This window comes from Nostoc sp. (assembly GCF_036917575.1).
Taxonomy (GTDB): domain Bacteria; phylum Cyanobacteriota; class Cyanobacteriia; order Cyanobacteriales; family Nostocaceae; genus Nostoc.
Genome location: NZ_JBALDC010000090.1, coordinates 42060 through 68900 on the forward strand (window position 1 = coordinate 42060; position 26841 = coordinate 68900).

Below are 26841 nucleotides of genomic sequence, written 5' to 3' on the forward strand. Positions count from 1 at the left end.
GAAGTATAAAAATTCTCGTTTATAAAGTAAAAGATAGGAGTTTTTATGAAAAGCTATTGGCAAAAAAATCAATTAATCACGGTACTCGGAATAACTTTGTTGGGAATTATCAGCTACTTACCAATGATTTTGAGCGCACCGGCTGCGGCCATTCCTAAAAAATTTTCGCCTCCTCCGCCTCCTCCACACAGAGGTGCAGCAGGCGATCGCGGCGGAGCTGCAAGTCGTGGTTGTGGTGTTAGTAATCAGTCTATTATTGCACTTGTACCTATATACGAAGAGAAACTCAAACAAGGACAAACAGAAGCTGTTTCTGTTACTAAAGTTTGGGGTTTGACGAATCAGGAATATCCAACCTTTTGGTTTTTTGTCCCCTATAAAAAATCTACAATTGATTCCATCGAGTTTGTTCTCAAAGATGAGTCAATTAAACCAAGTCAAACTCTTTACCGAACAGTAGTAACAATACCAGAAGTACCAGGAATTATTAGCATTCCCTTAAGCGCAAATACTCCCCCATTGCAAGTAGATAAGATGTATCACTGGTTTTTGAAGATAAAAGTCATTTGCAATCCACAACAACCCGTAGAACAGGAGTATGTAGAAGGATGGGTGCAACGGGCAAATCTAAATCCTAAATTAGTAGATAGCTTGAAGCAAGCAACTCCTCAGCAACGGATAAACCTTTATGCCCAAAATGGTATTTGGTACGATGCTTTGACTACTTTGGCTGAATTACGTCTTAGCAAACCTGAAGATCCAACTCTAGCGGTGGAATGGATGAATTTGCTTAAATCCGTAGATTTAGAGAGTTTAACTAAACAACCTCTAATAAAATGTTGCCAAGCCAATGCAAAGTAGCACAGCAAAGCAATAGACCTTTTGCAAAAATCGGTTAGGCGAATTGCGCTTCTCGTTTGCGTGATGTTAGTAATAGTTTTACCTGCTGCCTTCTCCCAAGGGGAGACGCTAAAAGCGATCTGCCTCCTGCAATCTGCTGTAAACTGCGAAAAACCATCTCTGTAGAAATCAGGTCTTAGAGGATGTTTGAAAAGTCATGATTGATGTACCAACGTTTTTTTACCCCACCCTAACCCTCCCCTTATAAAGGGGAGGGAACTAGATTTTCCAGTTTCCCCCCTTTATAAGGGGGGACTAAGGGGGGTAAAAATTCGATTAAAATCACAGCCAACCGCTTTTCAAACAACCTCTTAGTGTTAACTCCAAAACAAACCTTGATTGCAACAATTGAAAATCAAATGGCCCAAATTAGCGATCGCATTGCCGCTGGTCTGATAAAATCAATTCTAGCCAACTTCCGTACAGTAATCTTATTGTCAAAATTAGTGATAATTGGTACAGTCTCAAATAATCTCAACAAGACAAACTAGCAGCCGACATCTTACAACGCTCTAAAAACAGACTAGCTCGTAACTGTGTTCTCGGTAGTGACATGATAATTTCTAAACGCACAGAGTCAATAAATTCTGACTGAGAGTGATAATTACTGATGAATTTTACAGTAAGCCTACTGTGTAAAAAAAAACACATCAAGTATTCTTTTGTGATTTATTATTTGATTATAAGTAAAAATGTCATAGATATACTATTGTAAAGATGTATATGATATTGTAGAAAGACTGTATGCAACCTATCTACAATGTTCTTTATGAATAGGAATCATTAGACCTCTTACACGATTGCAAAACTACCCTCAACCCCCAACCCCTTCTCCCAAAATTGGGAGAAGGGGAGGCAATTTCAAAGTCCCTCTTTTATATTTGGGATAGGGATTTAGGGTGAAAGCTTATTGATTTATGCAAGAGGTCTATTGAATTAAAAATATTAAGTAATTGATATCTTTTTAGGAAATAATTCATCGATAAATTATTTACAAAAGTAAACGTTAAGCCTTCTTATTATTGGTCAAATGTACATTTATTTATATAAGGTAAAACAACAATAGTCAATAGAAATAGCTGATTTGAAAAAGAAAGTGATTAATTACTCCTAGCAATTTACAAAGCACTAAATTTATTAAGGTACAACGATAAATGTATAAATTACAGCGATTTGCATCTAAGAGAATGTTTTAAAAGGGTCTTTTTCTCATAAATAGTACAGCAAAGCATCTCAGTACATGGCGTAACCTTGATTATGCGTTGCGCTTAACCTAGTGCAGAACTGCAAGATTATACCTTTTGAGACTTTTAAAACATCCTCTAAAGAACACAACCTAGTTCTCAAAATCAAGCATAAACTCTGTCCCCTGCTTTTTTTTTGCATACTATGACATCTAAGCAGCCTTCTAATAAATTTCAATCTGATTCCACTGCTGCTAATGGGTCTGAAATGGAGCAGCAGAACAACGATAATAAATTATTTCCCATTGTTGCGATGGGAGCTTCAGCAGGCGGATTGGAAGCATTCATAGAATTACTGCGTAATTTACCAACTGATACTGGTATGGGATTTGTGCTAGTTCAGCACTTAAGTCCTGATCAAAAAAGCTTATTGAGCGAAATTCTTGCCAGGACAACCCAAATGCCTGTAAAAGAAGTAGAACAGGGGATGAGTGTAGAACCGAACAATGTATACGTGATTCCGCCCAACAAAACGATGACTATTTCTCAAGGGGTGCTACAACTGATACCACGGGAAAAAGTACGAGGGCTATCGAAGACAGTCGATGCTTTCTTTACTTCGTTAGCAGAGGAGCGGGGAAGTAAAGCGATTGGAGTTGTGCTATCAGGAGGCGATGGAGATGGCGTACAGGGATTGGAAGAAATTAAGGCAGCTGGCGGTATTACCTTTGCTCAGTGTGAAGACAGCGCCAGAGTCAGTAGTATGCCTAACACCGCCGTCGCTTCGGGTAATGTAGATTTTATCTTAACACCGCAAGCGATTGCACAAGAACTAGCAAAACTCAGCTCTCATCCCTATGTCAAAGACCTATCTATAGAAAAACCATCTGAAATAATACCCGAAGGTGAGAATGCTCTCTCGATAATCTTTCGTTTGCTTAATACCGCCACAGCAGTAGACTTTAGCCATTACAAGCAAACTACCTTAAAGCGGCGAATTTTGCGGCGGATGATTTTGTATAAACTTGAAAAACTGGAAGATTACGTCCACTATCTCCAAGAAAACTCTGGGGAAGTAAATGCTTTATATCAAGATTTACTGATCACCGTTACCAGTTTTTTCCGCGATGCTGAAGCCTTTGAAGCCTTAAAGACCAAAGTTTTTCCAGTGATTGTCAAAGGTCGAAGACCAGATTCCCCAATCCGCATTTGGGTAACAGGATGTTCTACAGGAGAAGAAGCTTACTCAATTGGCATTTGCTTACTAGAGTATTTGTCAGAACAGGGAATTAATCCATCTATCCAAATTTTTGCCACAGATATTAACGAAGTGGGGATTGATAAAGCTAGACTCGGTATTTACAAACCCAGCCAAATAGCACAAGTTTCTAAAGAACGTCTACAGCGCTTCTTTGTCCAAGTAGAGGATGGCTACCAAATCAGCAAGCCAGTGCGCGAACTGTGTGTCTTCGCCAGACAAAACCTGATTAAGGACCCACCATTTTCTCAACTGGATCTGATTACCTGTCGAAATGTGCTGATTTATTTGAGCGCAGCTGTACAGAAAAAACTCTTGCCAGTCTTCCACTATGGTCTCAAGCCAACAGGCTTTTTGATGTTAGGCACTTCAGAGACAGTTGGCGAGTTTTCCAACTTGTTTTCGCTAATAGACAGAAAGTACAAGATTTATGCTATGAAAATTGCATCTGCTGGACTAGGGATTGATTTAATCAGCAGCAGTTATCCCAAAAAACCCGCCAACTCTCAGCCAACATTAAACGAAGAAGAGTGGAACGACCTAGAAATACACAAAGAAGCTGACCGAATTATCTTAAATAGCTACGCTCCAGTCGGTGTAATTATCAACAACGAGCTAGAGATTATTCAATTCAGGGGACAGACTAGTTCTTTTCTCGAACCCGCACCTGGCAAAGCCAGCCTTAACTTGCTGAAAATGGCAAAAGAAGGATTGCGACTAGAGCTACGTACCGCCATCCACCAAGCAAAAAAACGGAATGAGGCGGTGACAAACGAAAGTATAAAGATTAAAGAAAATGATCAACTCAGGCAAATTAGAATTGATGTGATTCCGTTACAACCCTCTTTAGTGGGAGAATGCTACTTTTTGGTTATTTTTAAAAATGTACTAGAGGTAGAGACTGCTGTAACAGAGGTCGCCAAATCTGTTAAAAGCGCTTCCAAGCAGCGATTAACAGCACAAGAGCAAGAGAATACCCAACTCAAACAAGAATTAGCCACTACTAAAGAATATCTTCAATCGATTATCGAGGAGCAGCAAGCCACCAATCAAGACTTAAGAGCTGCTAACGAAGAAATTCTCTCCAGCAACGAAGAATTGCAGAGTACTAATGAGGAATTAGAAACCGCTAAAGAAGAAATTCAGGCAATCAATGAAGAACTGAATATGATTAACGACGAATTACAGCGGCGGAATGTCGAATCAACTCAGGTTGGCGACGATTTGCAAAATCTCCTGAGCAGTATTAACATTCCGATTTTAATGCTGGGCGGGGATTTGCGGATTCGGCGCTTTACTCCGGTAGCTGGGGAAATTTTTAACTTGATTGCTACAGATGTCGGGCGACCGCTCAGTGATATCAACCATAACCTAAATCTTTCCGACTTAGAAGGGCAGATATTAGAGGTGATTAAGACCCTAAATCATAAAGCTCAAGAAGTTCAAAACCAGCAGGGTTATTGGTATGATATGCGAATCCGACCCTACCGGACGATAGACAACAAAATTGATGGAGCTGTAGTCGTCTTAATTGACATTAATGCCCTCAAACACAGCGTCGATTAAAGGAAGAGTCCCTGCCTCCTCCTGCCCCCTGCCTTCTGCCTCACCTCACAAAATCGCATTGCTCCCACTCTTCACTTCCACTCTGGTGTCAGGCGGCGGAAATTGTAATCATTAGCACTGGGATGACAGCTGACACAACTGCCAATCTGGACAGGACGTGGTAACTTAACTCCTGGATGCAAAGCTTTGAAATAACGCGAGTCGTTGACGCGATATGGTGTTTCTTCGTCGTCTAGCTGCACACGGGAGAAAGTCGAAAGATATTTCCACACCAGGATGCGTGGCGGATCAACTAAAGGCTGGAGTTGTGTCCCGTAGTGCTGCGAGTCTTGCAGGAGATTTTTCCAAGTTTGGGTGGGTAAAACGGCTGGTGGTATGGCAATGTGACATCTGGAGCAGTTTTCTAAATACAGTTCTTGGCTGAGTTGGTATTGTGCAGGAACTACGTCAACTGTGCCAATTTCGGCGGGGGGAGTAGCACTGTGGCCATTAGTTGCCAAGGCTAGAATCCAGCCCATAGCTAAACTCCAGGTTATAATTACCAGAAGTAAACCGAAAAACTGGCGTTTTAACTCGCGTTCGGCGCTTTGCTGTAATGGTCGGCGTTGGCGTAGCCCGCCGTAGGCATCGCGGATTTTGCGCTTAACAAAAATTGACATTCCTCACATTCCCAAATATTTAAAAGTGGCGCTTGTGCTAATCATAAGACTTACGCAGTATTCGCAGTGTTTCAAGTCTTGTCTAAGTAGTTTTGGCAAGCAACACATTTTTCATATAGACAACAGTAATATAAATATCTATTCAGCGCACCAGTGACTATGCAAGGAAAAATGTTCTAGTAGTTTTAACCTGACTCACTAGAGAAATCTGCCACAATATCTCGGATTTCATTTGCACCAATATCTTCTCGGTCAGATTTGAAATAAATCGTTAGTAGCAAAATACTTGTAGTGACTCAACTTGATAAATCAATCGGTATCCAGCACTATTACCTTTTTGGATACTACTGTTACGAACTATCCCAGGAGAAACAATATATTCCTCACCAATGTCCGCGTGCGATCGCCGACAAAATTTCCTTGTTGTAATTGCTCAATAATCGGTTGAACATCAAAGCGAATATTGCGAAATTTTTTTGAAAGGTCACGCAAGTTTTATTTATATTCAGAAGTTAAATCGATGAATACCGATGGCTATTCATTCAGCATCAATTCCCTCACACATTTGAGATCAGCAATATATACAAGTTAAATGTGGAACAACTTACTAAGGAATAGAAACCGATCGCAATAATCGCTCAATAACAGTCCTTGAATTGCGTCCTCCTCTAGGAATAAGGCGATGGCAAAGAACATGAGGGACAAGAAATTTCACATCATCGGGAATGGCATAATCACGCCCTAATAGAAAAGCTAACGCTTGCGCTGCCCGTTGTAATGCTAATGTGCCGCGCGGACTGACACCAAGGGCGATTTCCTCATCTTGACGTGTTGCCCGTACTAATTCGAGAATGTACTGTTGCAAAGAAGTTGCCACTTTTACTTGAGAGCAGAGGTAACGCAATTCCTGTACTTCTGCCAAGGTAATACAAGGCTGCAAATTAGCAACTTTTACACCATTTTGGAGATTTTGCAGCATCAGGAGTTCTTCTGTCTCAGAAGGATAGCCCAAACTCAGCGACAACATAAACCGATCCATTTGCGCTTCTGGCAGAGGAAAAGTACCTTGATACTCAATAGGGTTTTGAGTGGCAATCACAAAAAAGGGCTGGGGAACTGCACGAGAGACACCATCAACTGTTACCTGGTGTTCTTCCATAACTTCCAATAAAGCTGACTGAGTGCGGGGTGTGGCGCGGTTAATTTCATCAGCTAATAACACATTGGTAAAGACTGGCCCAGGCAGAAAAGTAAATTCGCCGCTTTTTGGGTTCCAGATGTTGGTGCCAGTAATGTCAGTTGGTAGTAAATCGGGAGTGCATTGTAGCCGTTGAAACTTGCCATCCAGCGAACGAGCTAAGGATTTAGCGAGCAGGGTTTTACCAACACCAGGGACATCTTCTAAAAGAGCATGACCACCACCTAACAAGGCGACTAGCACTAAGCGTATTGCCTCAGCTTTGCCAACGATGGTAAGAGCCAGATTTTGTGTTAAAGCGTCGATTTTTTCTCTCATGCGTTGTAGAAAGTGGGGAATGGGGAAGGTGGGGCCCCCTCTGGGGATAAGGGGGAATGGGGAATAGGGAGATAAGGGGGATGAAGAGGATCAGCGAAGAGTTTTCACCCAATACCCAATCCCCAATCCCCAATCCCCAATCCCCAATGCCCTATCTATTATTCCCACTAAGCACTCAAAACTTCTCTAGCAACAACGCAGTCAAGTTGAATTTGTGTTTTCAGGGCTTCGAGAGAAGGAAATTTTTGTTCGGGGCGCAAAAATTTAACTAGCTGCACAACCAGTTTTTTGCCATACAAATCACCTGACCAATCAAATAAATGTACTTCCGCAGATGAATAAGTACCGTTTACAGTTGGACGATTACCGATATTCATAACGCCTAAGTTCTCACTAGGAGCGGTATCTGATGTTTCATCAAGAGTGAAAACGCGGACAGCGTAAACTCCTTGGCGGGGTACAAACTTTTCTTTTGGTAGTTGGAGGTTAGCAGTGGGAAAGCCAATTGTTCTGCCTAATTGTTGACCTTGAACGACATCACCAAGGAGGGTGTAGGGGCGTCCTAATAATAGATTTGCGTTTTCGATGTCTCCTTGCTCAAGGGTTTGGCGGATCAATGAAGTGCTAATCCGGGCATCTTGAGTTGAAGTAGTACTGACGCAACTGGTTTGGGTGGATGAATCACCTGTATAAGTTTGTAAGGGAACGATGGTAACGGGAATATTGTACTTGGCGGCGAGTAATTGCAAATCTTGAGCAGTACCACTGCGTTTTTCGCCAAAACAAAAATCCTGCCCGATGCTAATTCGCTGGCATCGCAGTTGTTGCACGAGAATTTTTTCGACAAATTCTTCGGGGGTCAACGCAGACAATTCTTTATCAAAAGGTAGTAGTACCAGTTGTTCTACCCCAAGCGATCGCAATTGTTGGACTTTTTCATCCAGTGGCGTTAACAAAGTCCGCGGTTGCCCTGTAAAGAACTCCTGTGGATGGGGGTCAAAGGTGACAACTGTTGAGTAGGTATATTCTTGATTTGTCAGTTGATTTTCCTTTGACTGCGGACTACTAGCTACTGACAAATGACCACCAGCGTGCAAGACTGGTTGAATTACCCTTTGATGCCCAAGATGAACACCATCAAACTTGCCAAGGGCAACAGCAGTCGGCGTTAGTAGCTCTTCGCTCGAAAAAGCAACCCGCACAGAACACCCATTTTTAGACAAATTTAGCACGTGGATTCTGAGATTTTAGGTTTATTTTAGCTATCAGCAGGAAGCTACCCTATGGTAAACCGCCTTCAGGAGGACTTCACCAACTGCCTATGAGGTCTTGTGCTATCAGCCAAAAGCCTAACCCAAGGAAAGTCGCCCAAGATGGTTTCTTGTGCCATCAGCTTGAGAGCTAACTGCTAAGTCCAGATAACCCCAAATACCAGAGCTAAAAAGGCTCTAGTCCCATGTTGAGACTTCAATGAGGTTTTAGATCGCCAGTAGCAATCTTAGGGTGTCACTGGGTGTGTGGGCTGTGTTGGTGAATCTATAAAGTTTGTCCTCTTGTTGTCGCCCCAATCCTCTAATCGGTGCTTAGACAACTCTGGGCAGGGCTGTCTCACCGTACAGCTAACAGGGACGCTCTCGCGCTGAAAGCCTCTGATCACCAATCTAATCTAAAATCTCCAATTCCTCCGATCGCAATCTTTAGGTAGAAAACTTGCTAACAGGAAAAGATTCTGATAAGACAACTGAGGTCGGAACCTGAAGTACCAATCCTTCCCGTGCCATAATAGCACCAGGAAATTTTTCAGCGGCTTTTTTGCCTACACAATCCAAAAAATCGTCATCGTGTGCTGGATCGTGGTGGTAAATCACCAGAGTTTTGACGTTAGCAGCTTGTGCCACTTTTACTGCTTCTTGCCAGGTAGAATGTCCCCAGCCAATTTTTGGGGATTTTGACGAGTAGTATTCCTCGTCTGTGTAGGTAGAATCGTAAACTAAAATGTCGGCATTACGAGCTAGCCACAGCACATTGTCATCAAGTCGATCGGGAAAATGTTCGGTATCAGTAATGTAAGTAGCAGCACCACCACGCCAGTTGACGCGGTATCCTACCGCTTCACCTGGATGATTTAAAGGTGCTGTTTCTACAGTAACTTCATCAATGTGGATTGGTTGCCCTGGCCGAATGTCGTAGAAATTTAAATTGGCTTGCATAATTTGCAAGGGTACAGGAAAGTTCGGGTGCAACATCTGGTCGTTGAGGCGCTGTTCTATGGTAGAACCATCAGGTGCGATCGCGCCGTAAATATGAAAGTCATTCCCCTTTACAAACCCTGGAGTAAAGAAGGGAAAACCTTGCATGTGATCCCAGTGAGAGTGGGTAAAAAATATGTGAGCTTCTAACGGCATTTGGCGCAACAGAGATTGCCCCAAAACATGTAGTCCTGTGCCAGCATCGAAAACTAAGCGTTTATCGCCCGCTTGCATTGATATGCAAGGGGTATTACCGCCGTAACGAACAGTGTGTGGCCCTGGGCTGGGGATGCTGCCACGAACGCCCCAAAATTGTACGGTAAATTGATTCTCTATCCTAGACATGGGTGTTGCTTGCTGGACTGAGCGGGCGATAAATGAAAGAATTGTTACTTATTTTGTCGAAGTTTATGCTGTCTTACTGATTTTGCTAGAGGGAAGATTTCTTGGTAGAACAGCATATCCTGTTTCTGGCTGATTGTGTAAATGTGAATCAAATAGTCAGTTAGAATTTCTCAGATTTTGGGGTGAATGTGTATCAGTTATTTCAAGAGTGCCCCTACGTTATAGCCTACATTTTTCCGTGATGTCATTTGAATAACCACATTTTTGTCCTGATAAATCAAATGATTCCAGGAAAATTGAATTCCCACTTTGATAATTTCTCTAATCCAGTTGCGTAAGTGAGATTGTATTGTAACGGAGTAATACTGATGTAGTTTTTACGTACAACTTCCACATCTGTAGGTACATTTTGAAGCAGATTTAATCCGCTTGGGGGTTCCACATCCTCAATTACCTCTCCGGTTAACCAGTAGTACGTTTTTCCACGAGGATCGACTCGTTTATTAAAGACATCAATGTAACGCCGTATTCCTTGACGGGTGAGAGTAACTCCAGCAATTTCTTCCCATTTGACCGCAGGAATGTTGACGTTGAGCAACATTAAATCTGGCAGCGGTTTTTGGGCTAACTGGTCTACGAGAACTGTGGCAAATTTAGCAGCAGCTTGAAAGTCTTTAGATGTGTGACTCATCAGACTCAGCGCTACGCTGGGAATGCCTTCAATTAAACCTTCCATTGCCGCAGAAACAGTACCAGAATATAAAATTTCAGTTCCCAAATTCGCACCTTGATTAATACCAGAGAGAACCAAATCCGGGGGAGTTTCTAGCAATGCCCACAGCGCCAATTTGACGCAATCTGAAGGCGTACCATCACAAGCCCAAGCTTTGACAGCAGGATGAAAAATCTCTTCAACAATTTCGGCGCGAATCGGTTGGTGTAAAGTTAACCCGTGTCCGGTTGCCGATCGCTCTCGATCTGGGCAAACTACACTCACATCATGACCAGCCTCTGCCAAGTAATTGGCTAGGGTACGAATCCCCAAGGCAGAAATGCCATCATCGTTGCTAATTAGTAATTTCATAGTCATTAGTCATTGGTCATTAGTTATTAGTTATTTGTTATTAGCCATTTGTCAATGTCTGAGGTCACAAGCAGCAAAAAACATTTATACTCACTAGATACTGTGGTGGAACTTTACCAACCTTTAAGACAAGTTGCTCAATTTTCAAGTCTGGTTAAGTAAGATGTTATGGATTTACAAGTCTAAAGGTTTGGTTTTGACCTTTACCTTTAGCTGATGTTAATGGCATAGCTATAAGTTTATTTATCGAGCAGTTCACAGCTTTTGACTATAGACTAATGACTAATGACCAATGACTAATAACTAATGACTAGCAATTTAGAAGCTCAACTTTTAGCACTGCGGCAGTCAGGAGAAAAAGCGATCGCAGATGCCGACACCTTAGAACGTCTGGAGGAACTCAGAGTTAACTATCTGGGTAAAAAAGGGGAACTGGGGGCGCTGTTGCGAAGTATGGGGCAAATGAGTGCAGAGGAACGACCAAAAATTGGAGCGATCGCCAATACAGTCAAAGAATCCCTGCAAACTAGTCTAGACCAGCAACGTGCTGCTTTAGAAGCCGCGCAAATTCAAGCTTTGTTAGAGGCGGAAACCCTGGATGTAACTATGCCAGGAATTTACAGCCCCCAAGGTCGCATTCATCCCCTCAACGGCATTATTGACCGGGCGCTGGATATCTTTGTTGGTATGGGCTACACCGTGGCTCAAGGGCCAGAGATGGAAACAGATTATTATAATTTCGAGGCTCTCAATACCCCACCTGACCATCCCGCCCGTGATATGCAGGATACCTTCTATCTACCAGATGGTAATCTTTTACGGACTCATACCTCGTCAGTGCAAATTCGTTACATGGAAAGAGAAGAACCACCAATTCGGGTTGTGGCTCCAGGGCGAGTTTATCGGCGAGATAATGTAGACGCAACTCACTCAGCAGTTTTCCATCAAATAGAACTTTTAGCCATTGATGAGGGACTAACTTTTACAGACCTCAAAGGCACAATTAAAGTATTTTTACAAGCAATATTTGGCGATTTACCAATTCGTTTCCGCGCCAGTTATTTCCCGTTTACTGAACCTTCGGCTGAGGTAGATTTGCAGTGGAATGGGCGCTGGTTAGAGGTGATGGGCTGCGGTATGGTCGATCCAAATGTACTTAAGTCCGTGGGTTACGACCCAGAAGTTTATACAGGGTTTGCAGCTGGTTTTGGTGTAGAACGCTTTGCAATGGTGTTACATCAAATTGATGATATTCGCCGATTATATGCTAGTGATTTGCGGTTTTTGCAGCAATTTTAGGAAAGCGATCGCTGTAGATAATCAGGCGTTTACTATATCTCTTGCAAAAGTCAAACATTTTTGGATTTTAAACTTTGAATTTTGGATTGAATAATTCAAAATTCAAAATTTAGCACCGTATCAGATGATGCAGTTCACTTGGGATGAAAATAAGCGGCAATCAAATTTGGGCAAACACGGGTTTTATGAAGAAACCAGATTTGTAGGAAATACTGCGATCGCATCTTTCGATCAAGCCATTTTCTAGTCTGGCAAACCAGCCTGGTGCTGACCAAAACTATTGGTAAACTGGAGGCAACGCCAGTTCTGCTTCCTTCATTTATTCTATGTTCGCTGAAACCTCCTCGCGCTACGTTACCCGTAACCCTGAAATTTTGAGTGGAGAGCCTATTATTATAGGTACTCGGACATCTGTTCGTGCCATTGTCGGTTTGTGGCGGTTGGGGATTATGCCAGAAGAAATCCTGAACCATTTGCCACATCTGACGCTGGCACAAGTGTTCGATGCCTTGAGTTTTTATCTCGATTATCAAGCAGAGATTAATGAATACATCGAGCAAAACCAAGTACCCGATGAATTAATACATCCATCTGTAAAACCTATGTTAGGCAAATCGTGACAGTTTTTGCTGCACTTTACAGCGATGAGGATATGTCAGCGTTGGTTGCTACACTGTTACGTTCGCGCGGTCTGGATATCACAACTGTTTCTGAACAGGCAACCCTCGGCAAAACTGACCGTGAGCAACTTGAACTTGCAACTTCTGCGGGCAGATGTATCTTGACACATAACCGTGTCGATTTTGAGCGGTTGCATCTCCAGTATATAGATGAGAATAAAGAACATTTTGGGATTATTATTGTGCCTCAGAAAAACGCTTATGAAGTCGCACAACGGATTGGTATTTTGGTAACCACACTAACGGCTGATGAAATTAGGAATCAGTTGTTGTATGCATAAATCGTTTCAAATTAAAAATATTAAGGTGGTCGGTGAATGACACTAACCACCACGCGTGAGAATTTATTTAACTATTCCTGAATGACCAGGAATATCTGCCAAAGGTTCAAATCTACCGCCTATGTATTTGGCGAGAAATTCTTCGGCGATCGCAAAAAAGTGCAAGCGATTTTCTGGTCTGGCAAAACCATGTCCTTCATCTGTGTAAAGTGCATATTGCACTGGCAAACCAGCTTGTTGCATTGCGTTGACAATTTGATCACTTTCTGATTGTTTCACCCGTGGATCGTTTGCACCTTGACCGATGAGTAAAGGTTTTTGAATTCGGTCAGCGAAAAATAAAGGCGATCGCGATTTGAGAAACTCCTCTTCTGTCTCCAAGTTGCCAATGCGATGATAAATCATTGCTTTGATCGGTTCCCAATAGGGCGGTATAGTTTCTATCAGGGTAATCAGGTTACTCGGCCCGACAATATCCACGCCAGCAGCAAAGATTTCGGGTGTAAAAGTCAACCCCGCTAGGGTGGCGTAACCTCCATAAGAACCACCCATAATCGCAATCTTTTGCGGATCGGAAATGCCTTTTTCTACCAGCCAGTTCACGCTGTCAATCAAGTCATCGTGCATTGTGCCACCCCATTCGCGATTTCCAGCATTCAAAAATGCTTTACCATAGCCAGTGGAACCGCGAAAGTTGACTTGCAACACGGCATAACCTCGGTTAGCTAGCCATTGCGTTGTGGGAGAGAAACCCCAAGTATCCCGCGCCCAAGGGCCGCCATGAACCAGCAGGACTGTTGGGAGATTCTGCGTCGGTATTCCCACGGGAGTTGTCAGGTAACTATGGATAGTTAAGCCATCGCGTGCTTCGTAGGAAATCGGTTGCATTGAAGCTAACTGCAACGCTTCAAGTTTGGGCTGGTTGCTAAAAAGGAAAGTGCTAGTTTTGGACTCTCGATTGTAGGCATAGTAATAAACTGGCCCATTGTCAGTTCTATAAGCTAAAGCCCAAGTTTTATCTTCCAAGTCGCGGCTAATTATAGAGAATTCTCCAGGACGCACCTTGGCGATTTCCTCAAAATCTGCGGCGATACTGCGATCGATTACCTGCCATTCTTGTTTATCTTTGTAGAAAGAAACTGCTTGAATAACTCGCGTCAGTGGATGAATAATTATCCCCACGACATCATATTGTTCATCTTCAGCAATCACAGTTTCTTGACGAGTTTCTAGGTCAACAGCTAAGAGACGTTTAGCGTTAGCATCATGATTCGCTTGAATATAAAGGGTTTTGCCATCATCTGAGAAACTTACAGAATTTCCTTCCTCTTCTGGCCCCCAGTGGCGAAGAATTTCCCACTGTTTATCGGGTTTCTGCAACAATAAATCGTAACCACCATCGGGTGTACTAGCTGTTGCTGCACGTATTTGTAACTGGGCGTTAGATGTCCAACTGATAATGTTACCGGGGTTATCAGTGTCGAACTCAACTGCACCATTTTTGAGGTTGATGCGGTAAACGTCAAACTTTTGAGGATTGTTCAAGTTTAACGCTACCAGCACTTCATCTGGAAATTTGGGTTCTAGTTCCACAAGTTCGGCTTTCACACCCTGGAATGGCGTTAAGTCACGCACAATCTGGGAGTGAATATTAACTAAGTGGAGGTGAAAGTTCTCGTCGCCATCCGAGTCTTGCATATAAATCAACTGGTCAGCGTTATAAGTCCAGAAGAAAATGCGGATACCACGCTTTTTGTCAGCAGTTAATATCTTGTCATCTTCTTGTCCTATAGTTCGCAACCATACCTGCAAGACATTTTTCTCGTCAGGGGCGATATATGCCAAGTACTTGCCATCAGGGGAGAGTTGTGGGCTAGTTTTTTCGGGATTCCCAAACAGGATTTCGCGCGGAATCAACGGTGGTAGGGAGGGCGCTTGAGCAGATGACATATTTTTATCCTCTACTTGACCAAATAATTACTATTTCGTAATTCGTAATTCGTAATTCGTAATTAAAGAGGGTACAAACCCCCACCAAATCTTTGATTTGGTGGTGCAACAATTCAGTGGTGGGTTCAGAGCTAGCACTGATTGTAACTACGAATTATCAATTACGAATTATCTTGACTACCCATATTGTCACTTAGTGGTGAAAATGATAATTCATCCTATTGGATGAACCTAGCTGGAGAATATTTAGCAAAGCAGGGAAAAGAAAAAAGTTTTAACTTACTCCCTGTCTGGCTATAAGATTATTTATTTTTTCTTTTACGTCTTTCTCTAACCAGACGGTGGGCGATCGCAATTATGAAAATATTTTAGGTATTGTAGCAAGAACACCTGACGGCGAACAAGCAGCAAGAGAGTAATCTTCATAAATGAGTCTTTGATACTCATTTACGGCAATTGTCACAATGTCCGCAACGCAAGTTAGCTGCTTCTTTATCAAAACCAAAGGCATTTAATAAAAACTGCCAACGACACTGCTTTGTAGTCAAATATTGCTGCATTTGTTTAGCAGCGTGTAATTGCGTCGGTGGCTGGTTTCCCGCTTTTTGCCCAATGCTGTAATGGAAAGGGTCAAGCCAGTTTAGCTGACCACTGCTATGGAGTAAAGCTAAAGCGATCGCACCTTCAGGAAATTGTCGGGTTACAGCATTCACTTCTCCCTGTTTTGGTAATTTTTTCACAAGTTGCTGCGCTATTTGTTGTTGCGATCGCATTTGTTGTTGAAAAAATTCCTGTCTTTGCTTATCCCCTGAATCTAACCACCCCGTAGGTTCACTCACCAATGTTAACGCCTCTGCCGGTTTCCCATCCCTTCCAGCCCGGCCAATTTCTTGCACATATTCAGATAATAAATGTGGTGCATGAAAATGGGCAACCCAGCGAACATCTGATTTATTTATCCCCATGCCAAACGCACAGGTACAAACCACAAAAGGTATTTTACCACTTAACCAGCTTGCTTCTACTTCACGGCGTTCACTTGCACCTAATCCCGCATGATAGCTAGCTGTCGCAAAATCCATCTCTGCTAACCATTGGGCTAAATCTTCACTATCTCTGCGAGTGCGAACATAAACTAATCCCGATTGTTGCGGTCTATTTTGAATAAACTTTAATAATTGTTGTTTTCTACCTCGTGGTGTCCAAGCGATGCGAATGCTGGGATGCAAGTTCGGACGGTAGGGATTCAAGCGGAAAATCTCTGGTTGCTGTAATTGTAAAACTGTCTGAATAATTTTTTGGGCTGAGGGGTCAGCAGTAGCAGTAAAAGCGGCGATACTAATTTTTGTTCCTGGTGGTTTTGATTTGAGCAATGCCGGACGCACTGCCCCTAATCTGCGGTAAGCTGGGCGAAAAGTATCACCCCACTGCACTAAACAATGGGCTTCATCTAAAATCAAACCATTAATTTGCAATTGCGGCTGAGATAATTTTTCCCAAACTGGCGCACTCAGCAAAGTTTCGGGTGATAAATAAAGTAATCTTAGCTGTTGACGTTCCAAAGCTTGCAGAGTTGCACGACGTTGAGATGAAGATAATTCACTATGCAAAAGTGCTACTTTTTGGTGGCTTTGTAGTAATTCCTGAACTTGATTTTCCATTAGTGCCACCAAAGGCGAAACTACCAAAGTTAATCCTGTTTGTAGTAGCGCGGGAAGTTGAAAACAAATCGACTTCCCGCCACCTGTGGGCATAATAATCAGCGCATCTTTTTGTGCCAATAAACTGCTGACAATTTCTCCTTGCGGTGGACGGAAATCTTCATAACCCCAGATTTGTTTGAAAGCAGCGCGGACTTCTTGCCAAGATTTTGTTGTAGGCTGATTCATAATCAATGGTAGATACACCCATATCATTGAATGCTGAATATAGCCTTTGTTATCCAACTAATGGTTCAGTAATTTCATCATTTGAGATAACAAACCATTGACCCCAAGAATGAACTATAATTTTTCAACCTATTAAATAAAAGATGTAGTGAGATGAATGAAGAATTAAAACATCGATTTTACATCAATACCGATAAATCTAAATTAGATATTCAAATAGTTCATGATTTTTTACAAACTTCTTATTGGGCTGAAAACATCCCATTAGCCACTGTAGAAAAGTCAATAAACAATTCTTTATGTTTTGGACTTTATGAAGATAATCAACAAGTTGGCTTTGCCAGAGTCATCACTGATTATGCAACTTCTGCGTTGTTAAAAGATGTTTTTATTCTGGAGCCTTATCGAGGACAGGGTTTAGGAAAATGGTTTATAGAATATATTTTAGAATATCCAGAATTGCAAGACGTTCAAAGATGGCTGTTAGGTACAAAAGATGCTCATGGACTTTATCGCCGTTATGGATTTAAAAATTTGACAGAACCGGAAAAAATTATGATGCGTTTAAATGTCAATGCTAATCAAGCTTGAGCAAAGCGGGGGTAAACAAGTGCGACGCCGAATAGCCCGTCGTAGACATCGCTAACCTGTATTGATAGTTAGATTACAATCTAGGTATAGTTTCTCTGACTGGAGTTGTTCATCGGGTGATTCAATCCGATTCAATGACAAAGCATACCAGACAAGTATTACTTAGTGCGGGTTATATCAATGAACGTTCTCGCTTGCGTCAAATACAAGCGTTCGTAGGGGCACAGCAATGCTGTGCCCCTACCGTTTATTGGGGTGTACTGCATTCAAACAAGAAGTGCTATATCTGGGTTTACACCTTCAGTCAAAACACCAGTTACTACTGTGCAAACACGAATACCATGAACGGCATTTTTCAATTCATTAAAGTTTCTCCGCATCTCCTCATCAGCATTAATAATAAGTCTGCAATTGCAGATTTAGGATGATTGTAATCACTAGATCGGCGCTCACTGCTGTTTGGTAAGAGCACCGATCTAGCGTACCGATAGACTATACTAAATCAAAATTAGTGATTATTCTGATTTTGGGAATGGAAAGGACAACCACCTGCGGTTAATTTCTGAAGAAAGACATTATTATCAAAATAATGCTCTAAAGACTCAATCTTTAAATCATCAGTGACGCGAGCAATACTAACTCCGATGATTTCTATTGTTTCACCTGTAGGTGTATAGTCTTTATAGGAACCATTAAATGTTCCCCAATGTCGCCACTTAAAGGTAACATTAGGCGGCCCCGAAAGTACTTCTGTTAATTCCCAGAGGAAGCCATTAGGAAAGGCTTTATGAAAAACTTGAAATGAAGATTCAAAGGTTTCTGTTTCAGAGTTATATTGCTCAGTTTTACCCAAAAACAGGTTATATGTACCCTCAACTGCAACATCCTCAGCAGTGAATTGTTGTCCGCCATTGGTACTCATCTTAAACTTATCAGTAACAATCGAAAGCCACTGTTGAGGATTAGATTTATTAGAAGCTTCCATCTCAAAAGTGCGGACTAAGTTTTGAGCGATCGCTTCTAAAGAACCTTCTGGATGCTGAAATTTACTCTCTTGATGAAGAAATTCATTGGTGTATGAATAATCGGGGCGTTTTCCTTCTCGCCACTGTACTTCTTCATCATGAGCCATGACTATATCTCTATCTTGTACCCAGAGTGGCAATTCTGTTGTTTTCTCGCTACTCATACAAGCTAACTGACTATAAACATCGTTTCTCAGAATAAAGTTTTATGCATACAAGTAAATCGAAAAATCTAAAAAAGTAAAAAATATTCATAATTAACTCAATAAATTTAGCTTATCATATCCGAGATTCCGCACTTTTACTGTCACAATCGGTTTTTTCGGATTTTAATATACAATTAAAGCTACTTTTTATACGAAAGTGAATAAATGTCCAATAGCGATCGCTAATCCCAAATCTTAAAACATCCAAAATTCATTCTGTGACAGTTTAGGGTGCAGAATATGGGTTGTATAAATCCGAGTATAACCAAACACAGATGTTTATTGAGTTAGAAACTTATCCTATCAGATTTAGGTTTATTTATCCGCTAATTACACAGAATTCATTTCTGAATTATATTTTGTTAAATCAAATCTAATTGCATTGCATTACCTTCAGAGAAACCGAGGCTGGAGTAAACTGGTTTACCCAATGGCGAAGCGTTAAGAACCACTCGCGTGCAACCGATCGCTTTTAAATATTCAATTGCTCTATTAGTTAGAGATTTAGCAATGCCTTGTCTGCGGTAAGATTGTTCAACGTAAACGCCCCAAATATATCCAAATTTGCGGTATTCATCTTTGAAAACATTCGGGTATAAACCTGCAAACAGTTGACAATTTACAGAACCCACAACTGTATTATCAATCTCTGCAATAAAAGCCTTATAAAACAAATCTCGACGCGCTTCTTCTATAAATTGTAGGGTAATATTTTGCCACTCCAGAAGAATATTACTCTCATCAACACCAATATCTAGCCACATTTGGTAAGAGTGTTTTGCAATCAGTGAATCTTCTTTGGTAGTGGCCTCTCTGATAGTTATATGTTTTTCTGTCAGCATAATTCCCAACAAGTTTTTGGAACTCACGAATAACTCCTCCCCAAAGTTGGAGAGGAGTTTGTTAGCATCAGCTAAAAACAGATAGTTTGACAGATCCGATCTCAGACTTTCTGTGCAGTTACTTCCTCTAGTTTTTCTTGAGTTCGCAAAGATGCATACAACCTATTCAATGCATTTATATAAGCTTGCGCGGATGCCACAATGATATCTGTGTTTGCTGCATGACCAGAAAAGACTTTAGATTCATAACGTAAACGAATCGTTACTTCGCCAATGGCATCAATACCGGCTGTTACTGATTGCACAGAAAACTCAATCAACTGATTAGGTACATTCACCACACGGTTGATGGCTTTGTAAACTGCATCCACTGGCCCAGTACCGATCGCAGCATCAGTTAATTCTTCACCTTCTGGGGTACGCAGAGTAACTGTAGCAGTAGGACAAGCGTTGCTACCACAGGAAACTTGCACCAACTCTACGCGGAACAAATCGGGTGCTTGTTGGATTTCATCATTAACGATCGCTTCTAAATCCCAATCAGATATTTCTTTCTTTTTATCTGCTACTTCTTTGAATCTGACGAAGGCTTTATTTAATTCAGTATCTGATAGTTCAAAGCCCAATTCTTTCAATCGAGTGCGGAAAGCATTTCTACCTGAATGCTTGCCCAAAACTATTTGATTGTCTGTTAAGCCAATCAATTGGGCATCCATAATTTCGTAGGTAAGCCTGTTTTTTAACACACCATCTTGGTGAATTCCAGACTCATGGGCAAAGGCATTTGCCCCAACGATCGCTTTATTTGGTTGTACCAACATTCCCGTCAAATTGGAAACTAAGCGTGAGGTTTTATAAATTTGTCGGGTGTCGATATTTGTCAGGGATTCTTGAGATTCTTCTGGTCTTCCGAGATAGGGGTTAAAATATTGCCGCCGCACGTGTAACGCCATTACCAATTCTTCTAATGATGCATTTCCGGCGCGTTCGCCAATGCCATTGATCGTACATTCTAGTTGCCGTGCGCCATTTTTTACGGCTTCTAAAAAGTTAGCAACTGCCAAGCCTAAATCATTGTGACCGTGAACTGAAATAATCGCTTGGTCGATGTTGGGGACATTCTCAATAATCCCTTTAATTATGGCTCCAAATTCGCTAGGAGTTGTGTAACCTACAGTATCGGGAATGTTAACTGTTGTTGCACCAGCTGCGATCGTTCGCTCTAATACTTGGTATAAAAATTCTGGATCGGAACGAGCCGCATCCATTGGCGAAAATTCCACATCTGTCATGAAAGATTTGGCATAAGCTACCATTTCTTCAGCGATCGCTAACACTTCAGCCCGTGACTTTCGCAATTGATACTCTAAATGAATATCAGAAGTCGAAATGAATGTATGAATTCTAGCATTAACTGCTGGTTTTAATGCTTCAGCAGCCGCTTGAATATCTGCTTTAATCGCTCTTGCCAAACTACAAACTACCGGGCCATTTTCTGTCCCGACAATTTGAGCAATCTTCTTGACTGCTTCAAAATCTCCGGGACTGGCAAAGGCAAAGCCTGCTTCAATTACATCTACACCTAGACGCGCTAATTGCTTGGCAATAACTAGCTTTTCGTCTATATTCAAAGTTGCTCCCGGACACTGCTCTCCATCTCGCAATGTTGTATCAAAAATAATGATTCGATCTGTTTTGTTTGTCATTTGTCGTTTGTTTTTTAGTGTTTAGTGTTTACTTATGGCTTAATATATCTTCAACTCTAGTTTTGATTTTTGTAAATAATTGTTAAAGTTACTAACCTTCAGTTTTCTCTATTCGATCTCTGATATCATTTAAATCTATATATCTATCAGTAGCATTGCGTAGTTCCCTTGCAATCATTCCTTCTGTTGATACTACTGTAATATGTGTATTTTTTGAGCGTAATAGTTCGATTGCTCTTTCAAAATCTCCATCACCACTGAATAATACTACTCGGTCATACTGGTCTACTGTATTAAACATATCTACAACAATTTCAATATCTAAATTCGCTTTTTGCGAGTAACGACCTGAGGTATCATCATAATATTCTTTAAGAATTTTAGTTCGTACTGTATATCCTAGACTAATTAGAGCATCTCTGAAACCTCGCTGGTCTTGTGGATCTTTTAAGCCAGTGTACCAGAAGGCATTAATTAATGTTGTTTCTGATTGCTCATGTTTGAAGTATTCTAAGACTCGTCGCGGGTCAAAAAACCAGCCATTTTTTTGTTGAGCATAGAACATATTGTTTCCATCTACAAAAATAGACAGACGATTCATTGGAGAACCCATACAAATTTACACCTAATAATATATATGAATTTAGATGGAACAATAGATTATAGCAATTTTCAAATGCCTTGTTTGCTAATATCTATAACGTAGTTTTTTATCTATAGCTTTCATCCTACCTCTTTCAAGACATAAAAACGCTTGCAATATTGGAGTTGATCTCCAGGTGTTAACCTGATTCACCCAGCACTGCAAGAGCCACTCGGCGATCAAAATCTACCCATAAAATTGATCCAGTAACAGCATTCATCGCTGCATAACACTAAAGTTTACTCCTAAAGAGGTATAATATAGGCTTAAGGTAAGATATAAATTAATGCCTATCTTTCATAAAGCTGTCAGTATTAGGACACGCTTTCTGGATATTATCAAGATTGCACCAGAAACAGAAGACAGCCTTGGAACTGCTTCTGGTATAGCACCTAGTTAGTAATGTACTTGTTGGTTAGGTTAGGGTAAAATTTTGCCATAACCAAATACACAGGTAGAGTATATCCGGCTTTCATCTGTGAGACAATGACTACTTGTAACATATTCAACAAAAAAAGAATAAATTAAGTAGTGGTTGAGTAAAATTTTCTGGGGGCTAGTTCTACCAATAAAAGTTTGTTTATAAATAGAAGATACTTTACAAATATATAAGGTTGTCACTTAAGTCTTGTTTCAATGTGCTTACACTAAAACGTGGTCTGAATAAATAAAAGTGTTGGATTAAAATCAATCAGTAACACGATATGGCAGAAGAACCTACATCTACCTTAACTAAAAATTATGTCTCTACTGCCAATAGACCCTCAAGTAAACCAACAAAAGTGACTTCAACAGCATCTGCTCGGCACTCCAGGTGGATGGTTCGCTTAGGTCATCTACTGGCTGGCACTTGGGTAATTGGAGGCGCACTATTGAGTGCTTCTGGTGGGGAATTGGTTCAATTGATGGAAAATCAGATGCTTTCTGGGTTTTTTCAACTGCGCGGGCCGATCGCGCCTCCAGAAGACATTGTAATTTTAGCAATAGACGATCAGTCAATATCGGTTCCCAAAGAATACTATAAAACAGACCCCAAACAGTATGCCTATTTAGAAACACTGAAATCTTATCCTTATAAACGTGCTGCATACTCTCAGGTAATTACAAAATTAATCGAAGCAGGTGCCCGCTCTGTAGCTTTAGATGTAGTTTTTGACACAGCAAGCAGTCATGGAGCTACGGACGATCGCCAATTTCAGGCAGTATTGCAAAAATATGGCAAAAAAGTTACCTTAGCAGCCGTCTACGAAAGTTCCCTGACGCACCAAGGATCTTTTACGCAACTGACAGACCCACAACAAATGTTTCGTACCGGGTCAGTATCCATTGGCTCAGTTAATTTTCCTTTAGAAGTAGATGGAAAAATTCATCGATTAGCGAGTGAGTTTCCCAAATCATTAGGTGAAGATAATTTATTTAACAAAAAGCGACTCTCTTTTGATGAAGCAGCGCTGAGGGCAGCACAAGTAAATTATCCTCAACCAAAAGGCGATCGCATTAATTTTTGGGGACCTGCGGGTACATTTGAGCAAAAACCTTTTTTGCATGTATTCGACCCGCAAAACTGGAACAGCTATTTGCACCAAGGAAAGGTGTTCAAAGACAAGATTGTGCTGATTGGTGCAACAGATAAGTTAGATAATGATTATTATCCAGTCGCTGGTAGTAATAGCACTGAACCGATGTCGGGCGTAGAAATTCACGCTAATGCGATCGCAACATTGATGACAGGCAAAGCGATCGCCCCAGCAATTTCTAGTCCACCATTGCAGGGTTTATTTGTGCTAATGCTAGTGGGCAGTTCAGCCTTGATGATTAGCAGACGCAAGCGTAGCATCCATAGATTTTTCTATGGTCTGGCCTTGTCTGGCACTTGGGGAGGAATTAGCTATGGGTTATTTGTTTATGGTCAGTTAACTTTTCCCACTGCTGTACCAATGATGGCGATCGCCATGACCGGAATTTGCTATTTGGCAACCTCAGCCATCAGGGAAAGCATCAGAAAACGCCAATTAGTAGATATTTTTCAGAAGTATAAAACTTCACCCATTGTCCAAGAAATTATCAGCCAACAAGACGACTTCCAACACCTAATTCAGCAACGAGATTTAGCCTTATCAGGTAAAGTTTTGGCTAGACGATACAAAATTGTCAAAGTTCTCGGTTTCGGTGGATTTAGTGAAACCTACATTGCCGAAGATACCCAACGTCCTGGAAATCCGCGATGTGTTGTCAAACAACTAAAACCAGCTAATACTAAACCAGAAGGATTACAACTTGCCAGACGTTTCTTTAATTCAGAGGCACAAACACTGGAAAAATTGGGAAGGCACGCTCAAATTCCTCAACTTTTAGCTTATTTTGAAGAAGATGAAGAATTTTATTTAGTCCAAGAACAGATAATTGGTCATCCTTTAAATCAAGAACTTTTAGCAGGTAGAGCAATTGAAGAAATTGCAGTGATCAAAATTATCAGGGACTTATTGCAAACATTAATATTTGTCCATGAAAACCACGTGATTCATCGAGATATTAAACCCAGTAATATCATCCGGCGACACTCAGACGGAAAACTGGTATTGATTGACTTTGGAGCCGTCAAGGAAGTCGGCATCAAACAACTTGATCGTCAAGAGTCAACCCCTTTCACCATTGGAATTGGCACTCAGGGTTACGCACCAAGCGAACAATGTTTTGGGCGTCCACACTACAGTAGTGATATCTATGCAGTTGGCATGGTTGGGATTAAAGCCTTAACTGGTATAGCACCCCGTGAGCTAGATAGAGATGCTAACGGGGAGATCAAATGGAGCGAGTGCACTCAGGTGAGTCACTCCCTAGCTCAGATTCTCAGTAAAATGGTGCTGGCTGACTTCAAAGAGCGATATCAGTCTGCATCAGAGGCTCTTAAGGATCTTGAAGCTCTTAAAGCTCTTGACGATTTAGTAAATTTCCAACACACACACCATCTCCCACAAGAAGACTTATTAATGAATACTTTAGACGATTTAGGCATTCCCACAAAATCTTACTCAGAAGGACAAGAGACTTCCAATTAACAATTCAAAATTCAAGAGATTTTGAGTTGGGGATTTAAACCTGAATACAATAATTTGGATAATTTAATTTTTGGAGTTGCCAAAGTATAGCAAGCGAATTAAAGGTTAGGACATCTTGAAAGCGTGGATGCTAGGAATAGTAATGTTTTACCTCCTGCCTCCTGCTATATAATTGAGCATAGAAATAGAGGAGTGAGAAGAAGGATTTCCCCCTTCTCTGTTTGTGGCTTTTCACTCAGCCCTGCACATGATTTTAATTTAACGACAGAAATTCTTCTCCTATTGTGGGATGAATGGCTATGGTTTGATCAAAATCTTCCTTAGTAATGCCCTTACGAATTGCCACACCAAGGCTTTGAATGATATCTGCTGCGTGTTCACCCACCATATGAGCACCCAAAACTTGTCCAGAATCAGCATTAAGCACTAACTTCATAGTAGTTGGCTCATTTTGTTCGATCATCTGATACAACAGTGGTTGGAATTGGGTACGGTAGCATTCTACAGATTCACCAAATGTTTCGCGTGCTTTCGCCTCCGTCATCCCCACACTAGCCGCTTCTGGACGACAAAAAACAGCAGTGGGCACATAATCATAATTTAGTTTTTGCGGCTTGTTCCCAAAAACTGTATCAGCAAAGGCAATACCTTCTGCCTTAGCCACTGGAGTCAATTGCACGCGGCTGGTGCAGTCACCCACAGCAAAAATATTGTTTTGGCTGCTGCGGCTGTATTCATCTACTTTGATTGCACCATCTTCGCCTAGTTCAACATGGGCATTTTCCAAACCAAGATTCTTGGTATTTGGAGCGTAACCTGTGGCAACTAAGATAGTATCTGCTGTAATTATTTCTCGCTTCTTACCAGTGATAGTTAGCAACAAAGTCTCATCTGAGTATTTGATTTCTTGAACAGTGCTGTTGGTGAAAAACTTAATTCCACGTTTAATCAACCCTTGTTGTACAGCAGAGCGAATTTCATCATCAAACCCTGATAAAATCATCTCATCTTTTTCAATTACCGTTACCTTACAACCAAAAGCGTGCATCATGCTGGAAAATTCTACGCCAATGTAGCCGCCGCCAATAATTGCTAAACGTTTTGGTAGATAGGGTAGCTGAAACATCTCGCGGGATGTGATGGCGTATTCTATACTTGGGATTTTGGGCTTAAGGGGTTGCCCTCCCACAGCAATTAAAATTTTGTCAGCTGTAACTTTGCGTCCATCAACATTGATAGTATGGGAATCGATGAAAGTGGCACGTTGAGATATTAACTCAATTCCAGCTTTTTGCAATTGCTGAAAATAGGATTGGTTAACATTGTCAATATGCTGATGTACTGATTTAATAAATAATGTCCAGTCAAAGTATGTTTGACAGTCACTCCACCCATAACTCTGCGCTATTTGATTTTGCAGGGCGAAGTCAGCAGCGTAGACAATCAGCTTTTTGGGAACGCAGCCGCGATTTACACAGGTTCCACCAATGGCTTCTTCTTCGGCAACAGCAACACGTACACCATAACTAGCTGCTTTTTTAGCTGCTGCCAATCCTCCAGGCCCAGCACCAATGACAAACAAATCGTAATCAAATGTCATAAAAATCTGTTCCTTTTTTACTGTTTGGAAAGCAGAGCTATTTCATCCCTTATAGTTAGTCAGACAAAACTTCATCTACTGTCTTTGGGTGGACAATTTGGGATGAAACCAGGCTGATATGTAGGATATTGCCGCATTAATAGTATTAAATCAAAAAGGAACAGCGATCGCCCAATTATTACTAACTTATATTACATTTTTTTGACAAATAACGCATCTTGTCTAAGCAGTACTTAGAAGTGCGATCGCTGGCGACAAGGTGTAACCCATTGCCTAATTTGGGCAGCAGCCATACTAGAAAATAACTGG

General features: G+C 41.2%; 22 protein-coding genes and 1 pseudogene. 10 read left to right on the top strand and 13 right to left on the bottom strand.

Annotated elements, in window-relative coordinates; genetic code table 11:
• Positions 1-45: 45 nt before the first annotated feature.
• From V7K79_RS26290 to V7K79_RS26300, 3 genes and pseudogenes are all read left to right on the top strand, one after another.
• Positions 46-861, top strand: a complete 816-nt coding sequence (locus V7K79_RS26290) for a DUF928 domain-containing protein (RefSeq protein WP_335051897.1) — start codon at positions 46-48, stop codon at positions 859-861.
• A 350-nt stretch (positions 862-1211) separates the two neighbouring features.
• Positions 1212-1495, top strand: a pseudogene (locus V7K79_RS26295) (hypothetical protein); the annotation flags it as partial.
• Between the two features lie 794 nt (positions 1496-2289).
• Positions 2290-4908: a chemotaxis protein CheB gene (locus V7K79_RS26300; RefSeq protein WP_335051899.1), complete on the top strand. Its 2619-nt coding sequence runs from the start codon at positions 2290-2292 to the stop codon at positions 4906-4908.
• 71 nt (positions 4909-4979) lie between these two features.
• Here V7K79_RS26300 and V7K79_RS26305 read toward each other — a convergent pair whose 3' ends face one another.
• The 6 genes from V7K79_RS26305 to surE all read right to left on the bottom strand — a co-directional run bounded on the left by V7K79_RS26305 (position 4980) and on the right by surE (position 10761).
• Positions 4980-5567 (bottom strand): cytochrome C, encoded by a 588-nt coding sequence (locus V7K79_RS26305; RefSeq protein ID WP_335051901.1) that lies wholly within the window; start codon positions 5565-5567, stop codon positions 4980-4982.
• Between the two features lie 357 nt (positions 5568-5924).
• A complete protein-coding gene (locus V7K79_RS26310; protein ID WP_335051903.1) occupies positions 5925-6059 on the bottom strand; it encodes a hypothetical protein in 135 nt (44 codons plus the stop codon).
• A gap of 115 nt (positions 6060-6174) precedes the next feature.
• A complete protein-coding gene (locus V7K79_RS26315) occupies positions 6175-7083 on the bottom strand; it encodes an AAA family ATPase (RefSeq protein ID WP_335051904.1) in 909 nt (302 codons plus the stop codon).
• Positions 7084-7250: 167 nt separating this feature from the next.
• A complete protein-coding gene (locus V7K79_RS26320) occupies positions 7251-8315 on the bottom strand; it encodes a bifunctional riboflavin kinase/FAD synthetase (protein ID WP_335051906.1) in 1065 nt (354 codons plus the stop codon).
• 465 nt (positions 8316-8780) lie between these two features.
• Positions 8781-9677 (bottom strand): MBL fold metallo-hydrolase, encoded by an 897-nt coding sequence (locus V7K79_RS26325; protein ID WP_335051908.1) that lies wholly within the window; start codon positions 9675-9677, stop codon positions 8781-8783.
• A gap of 277 nt (positions 9678-9954) precedes the next feature.
• Positions 9955-10761, bottom strand: coding sequence for a 5'/3'-nucleotidase SurE (gene surE / locus V7K79_RS26330; protein ID WP_335052039.1), 807 nt, complete (start codon positions 10759-10761; stop codon positions 9955-9957).
• 306 nt (positions 10762-11067) lie between these two features.
• Here surE and pheS point away from each other — a divergent pair, with 306 nt between their 5' ends.
• The 4 genes from pheS (at position 11068) to V7K79_RS26350 (ending at position 13021) form a co-directional block, all read left to right on the top strand.
• Positions 11068-12060 (top strand): phenylalanine--tRNA ligase subunit alpha, encoded by a 993-nt coding sequence (gene pheS, locus V7K79_RS26335; protein ID WP_335051910.1) that lies wholly within the window; start codon positions 11068-11070, stop codon positions 12058-12060.
• 124 nt (positions 12061-12184) lie between these two features.
• Entirely contained in the window at positions 12185-12307 is a 123-nt protein-coding gene (locus V7K79_RS26340) for a hypothetical protein (protein WP_335051912.1), read from the top strand.
• Positions 12308-12386: 79 nt separating this feature from the next.
• Complete coding sequence (locus tag V7K79_RS26345) at positions 12387-12680, top strand: DUF433 domain-containing protein (protein ID WP_335051914.1); 294 nt, start codon at positions 12387-12389, stop codon at positions 12678-12680.
• Complete coding sequence (locus tag V7K79_RS26350; RefSeq protein WP_335051916.1) at positions 12677-13021, top strand: DUF5615 family PIN-like protein; 345 nt, start codon at positions 12677-12679, stop codon at positions 13019-13021. Before V7K79_RS26345 ends, V7K79_RS26350 begins: the two co-directional genes overlap by 4 nt.
• Positions 13022-13084: 63 nt before the next feature.
• On the opposite strand, the gene V7K79_RS26355 is transcribed toward V7K79_RS26350, so the two are convergent.
• A complete protein-coding gene (locus tag V7K79_RS26355; protein ID WP_335051918.1) occupies positions 13085-14971 on the bottom strand; it encodes a S9 family peptidase in 1887 nt (628 codons plus the stop codon).
• 443 nt (positions 14972-15414) lie between these two features.
• Positions 15415-16860 carry a RecQ family ATP-dependent DNA helicase gene (locus V7K79_RS26360; protein WP_335051920.1) on the bottom strand — a complete coding sequence of 482 codons (1446 nt, stop codon included), beginning with the start codon at positions 16858-16860 and terminating at the stop codon, positions 15415-15417.
• A gap of 153 nt (positions 16861-17013) precedes the next feature.
• On the opposite strand from V7K79_RS26360, the gene V7K79_RS26365 reads away from it, so the two are divergent.
• Positions 17014-17451: a GNAT family N-acetyltransferase gene (locus V7K79_RS26365; protein WP_335051922.1), complete on the top strand. Its 438-nt coding sequence runs from the start codon at positions 17014-17016 to the stop codon at positions 17449-17451.
• A gap of 134 nt (positions 17452-17585) precedes the next feature.
• Entirely contained in the window at positions 17586-17879 is a 294-nt protein-coding gene (locus V7K79_RS26370) for a hypothetical protein (RefSeq protein ID WP_335051924.1), read from the top strand.
• A gap of 80 nt (positions 17880-17959) precedes the next feature.
• Here the strand turns inward: V7K79_RS26370 and V7K79_RS26375 are convergent, their stop codons facing one another.
• From V7K79_RS26375 to V7K79_RS26390, 4 genes are all read right to left on the bottom strand, one after another.
• Positions 17960-18640 carry an ester cyclase gene (locus tag V7K79_RS26375; protein ID WP_335051926.1) on the bottom strand — a complete coding sequence of 227 codons (681 nt, stop codon included), beginning with the start codon at positions 18638-18640 and terminating at the stop codon, positions 17960-17962.
• Positions 18641-19044: 404 nt separating this feature from the next.
• On the bottom strand, positions 19045-19551 hold the full coding sequence (locus tag V7K79_RS26380) for a GNAT family N-acetyltransferase (RefSeq protein WP_442938973.1): 507 nt from the start codon (positions 19549-19551) through the stop codon (positions 19045-19047).
• A gap of 74 nt (positions 19552-19625) precedes the next feature.
• Positions 19626-21230, bottom strand: coding sequence for a 2-isopropylmalate synthase (locus tag V7K79_RS26385; protein WP_335051928.1), 1605 nt, complete (start codon positions 21228-21230; stop codon positions 19626-19628).
• A 91-nt stretch (positions 21231-21321) separates the two neighbouring features.
• Positions 21322-21843, bottom strand: a complete 522-nt coding sequence (locus tag V7K79_RS26390) for a LabA-like NYN domain-containing protein (RefSeq protein WP_335051930.1) — start codon at positions 21841-21843, stop codon at positions 21322-21324.
• 734 nt (positions 21844-22577) lie between these two features.
• On the opposite strand from V7K79_RS26390, the gene V7K79_RS26395 reads away from it, so the two are divergent.
• The gene (locus V7K79_RS26395; RefSeq protein WP_335051932.1) at positions 22578-24932 is read left to right on the top strand and encodes a CHASE2 domain-containing serine/threonine-protein kinase; all 2355 of its coding nucleotides are present in this window, start codon (positions 22578-22580) and stop codon (positions 24930-24932) included.
• Positions 24933-25185: 253 nt separating this feature from the next.
• On the opposite strand, the gene gorA is transcribed toward V7K79_RS26395, so the two are convergent.
• Complete coding sequence (gene gorA / locus V7K79_RS26400) at positions 25186-26532, bottom strand: glutathione-disulfide reductase (protein ID WP_335051934.1); 1347 nt, start codon at positions 26530-26532, stop codon at positions 25186-25188.
• Positions 26533-26841: the final 309 nt, after the last annotated feature.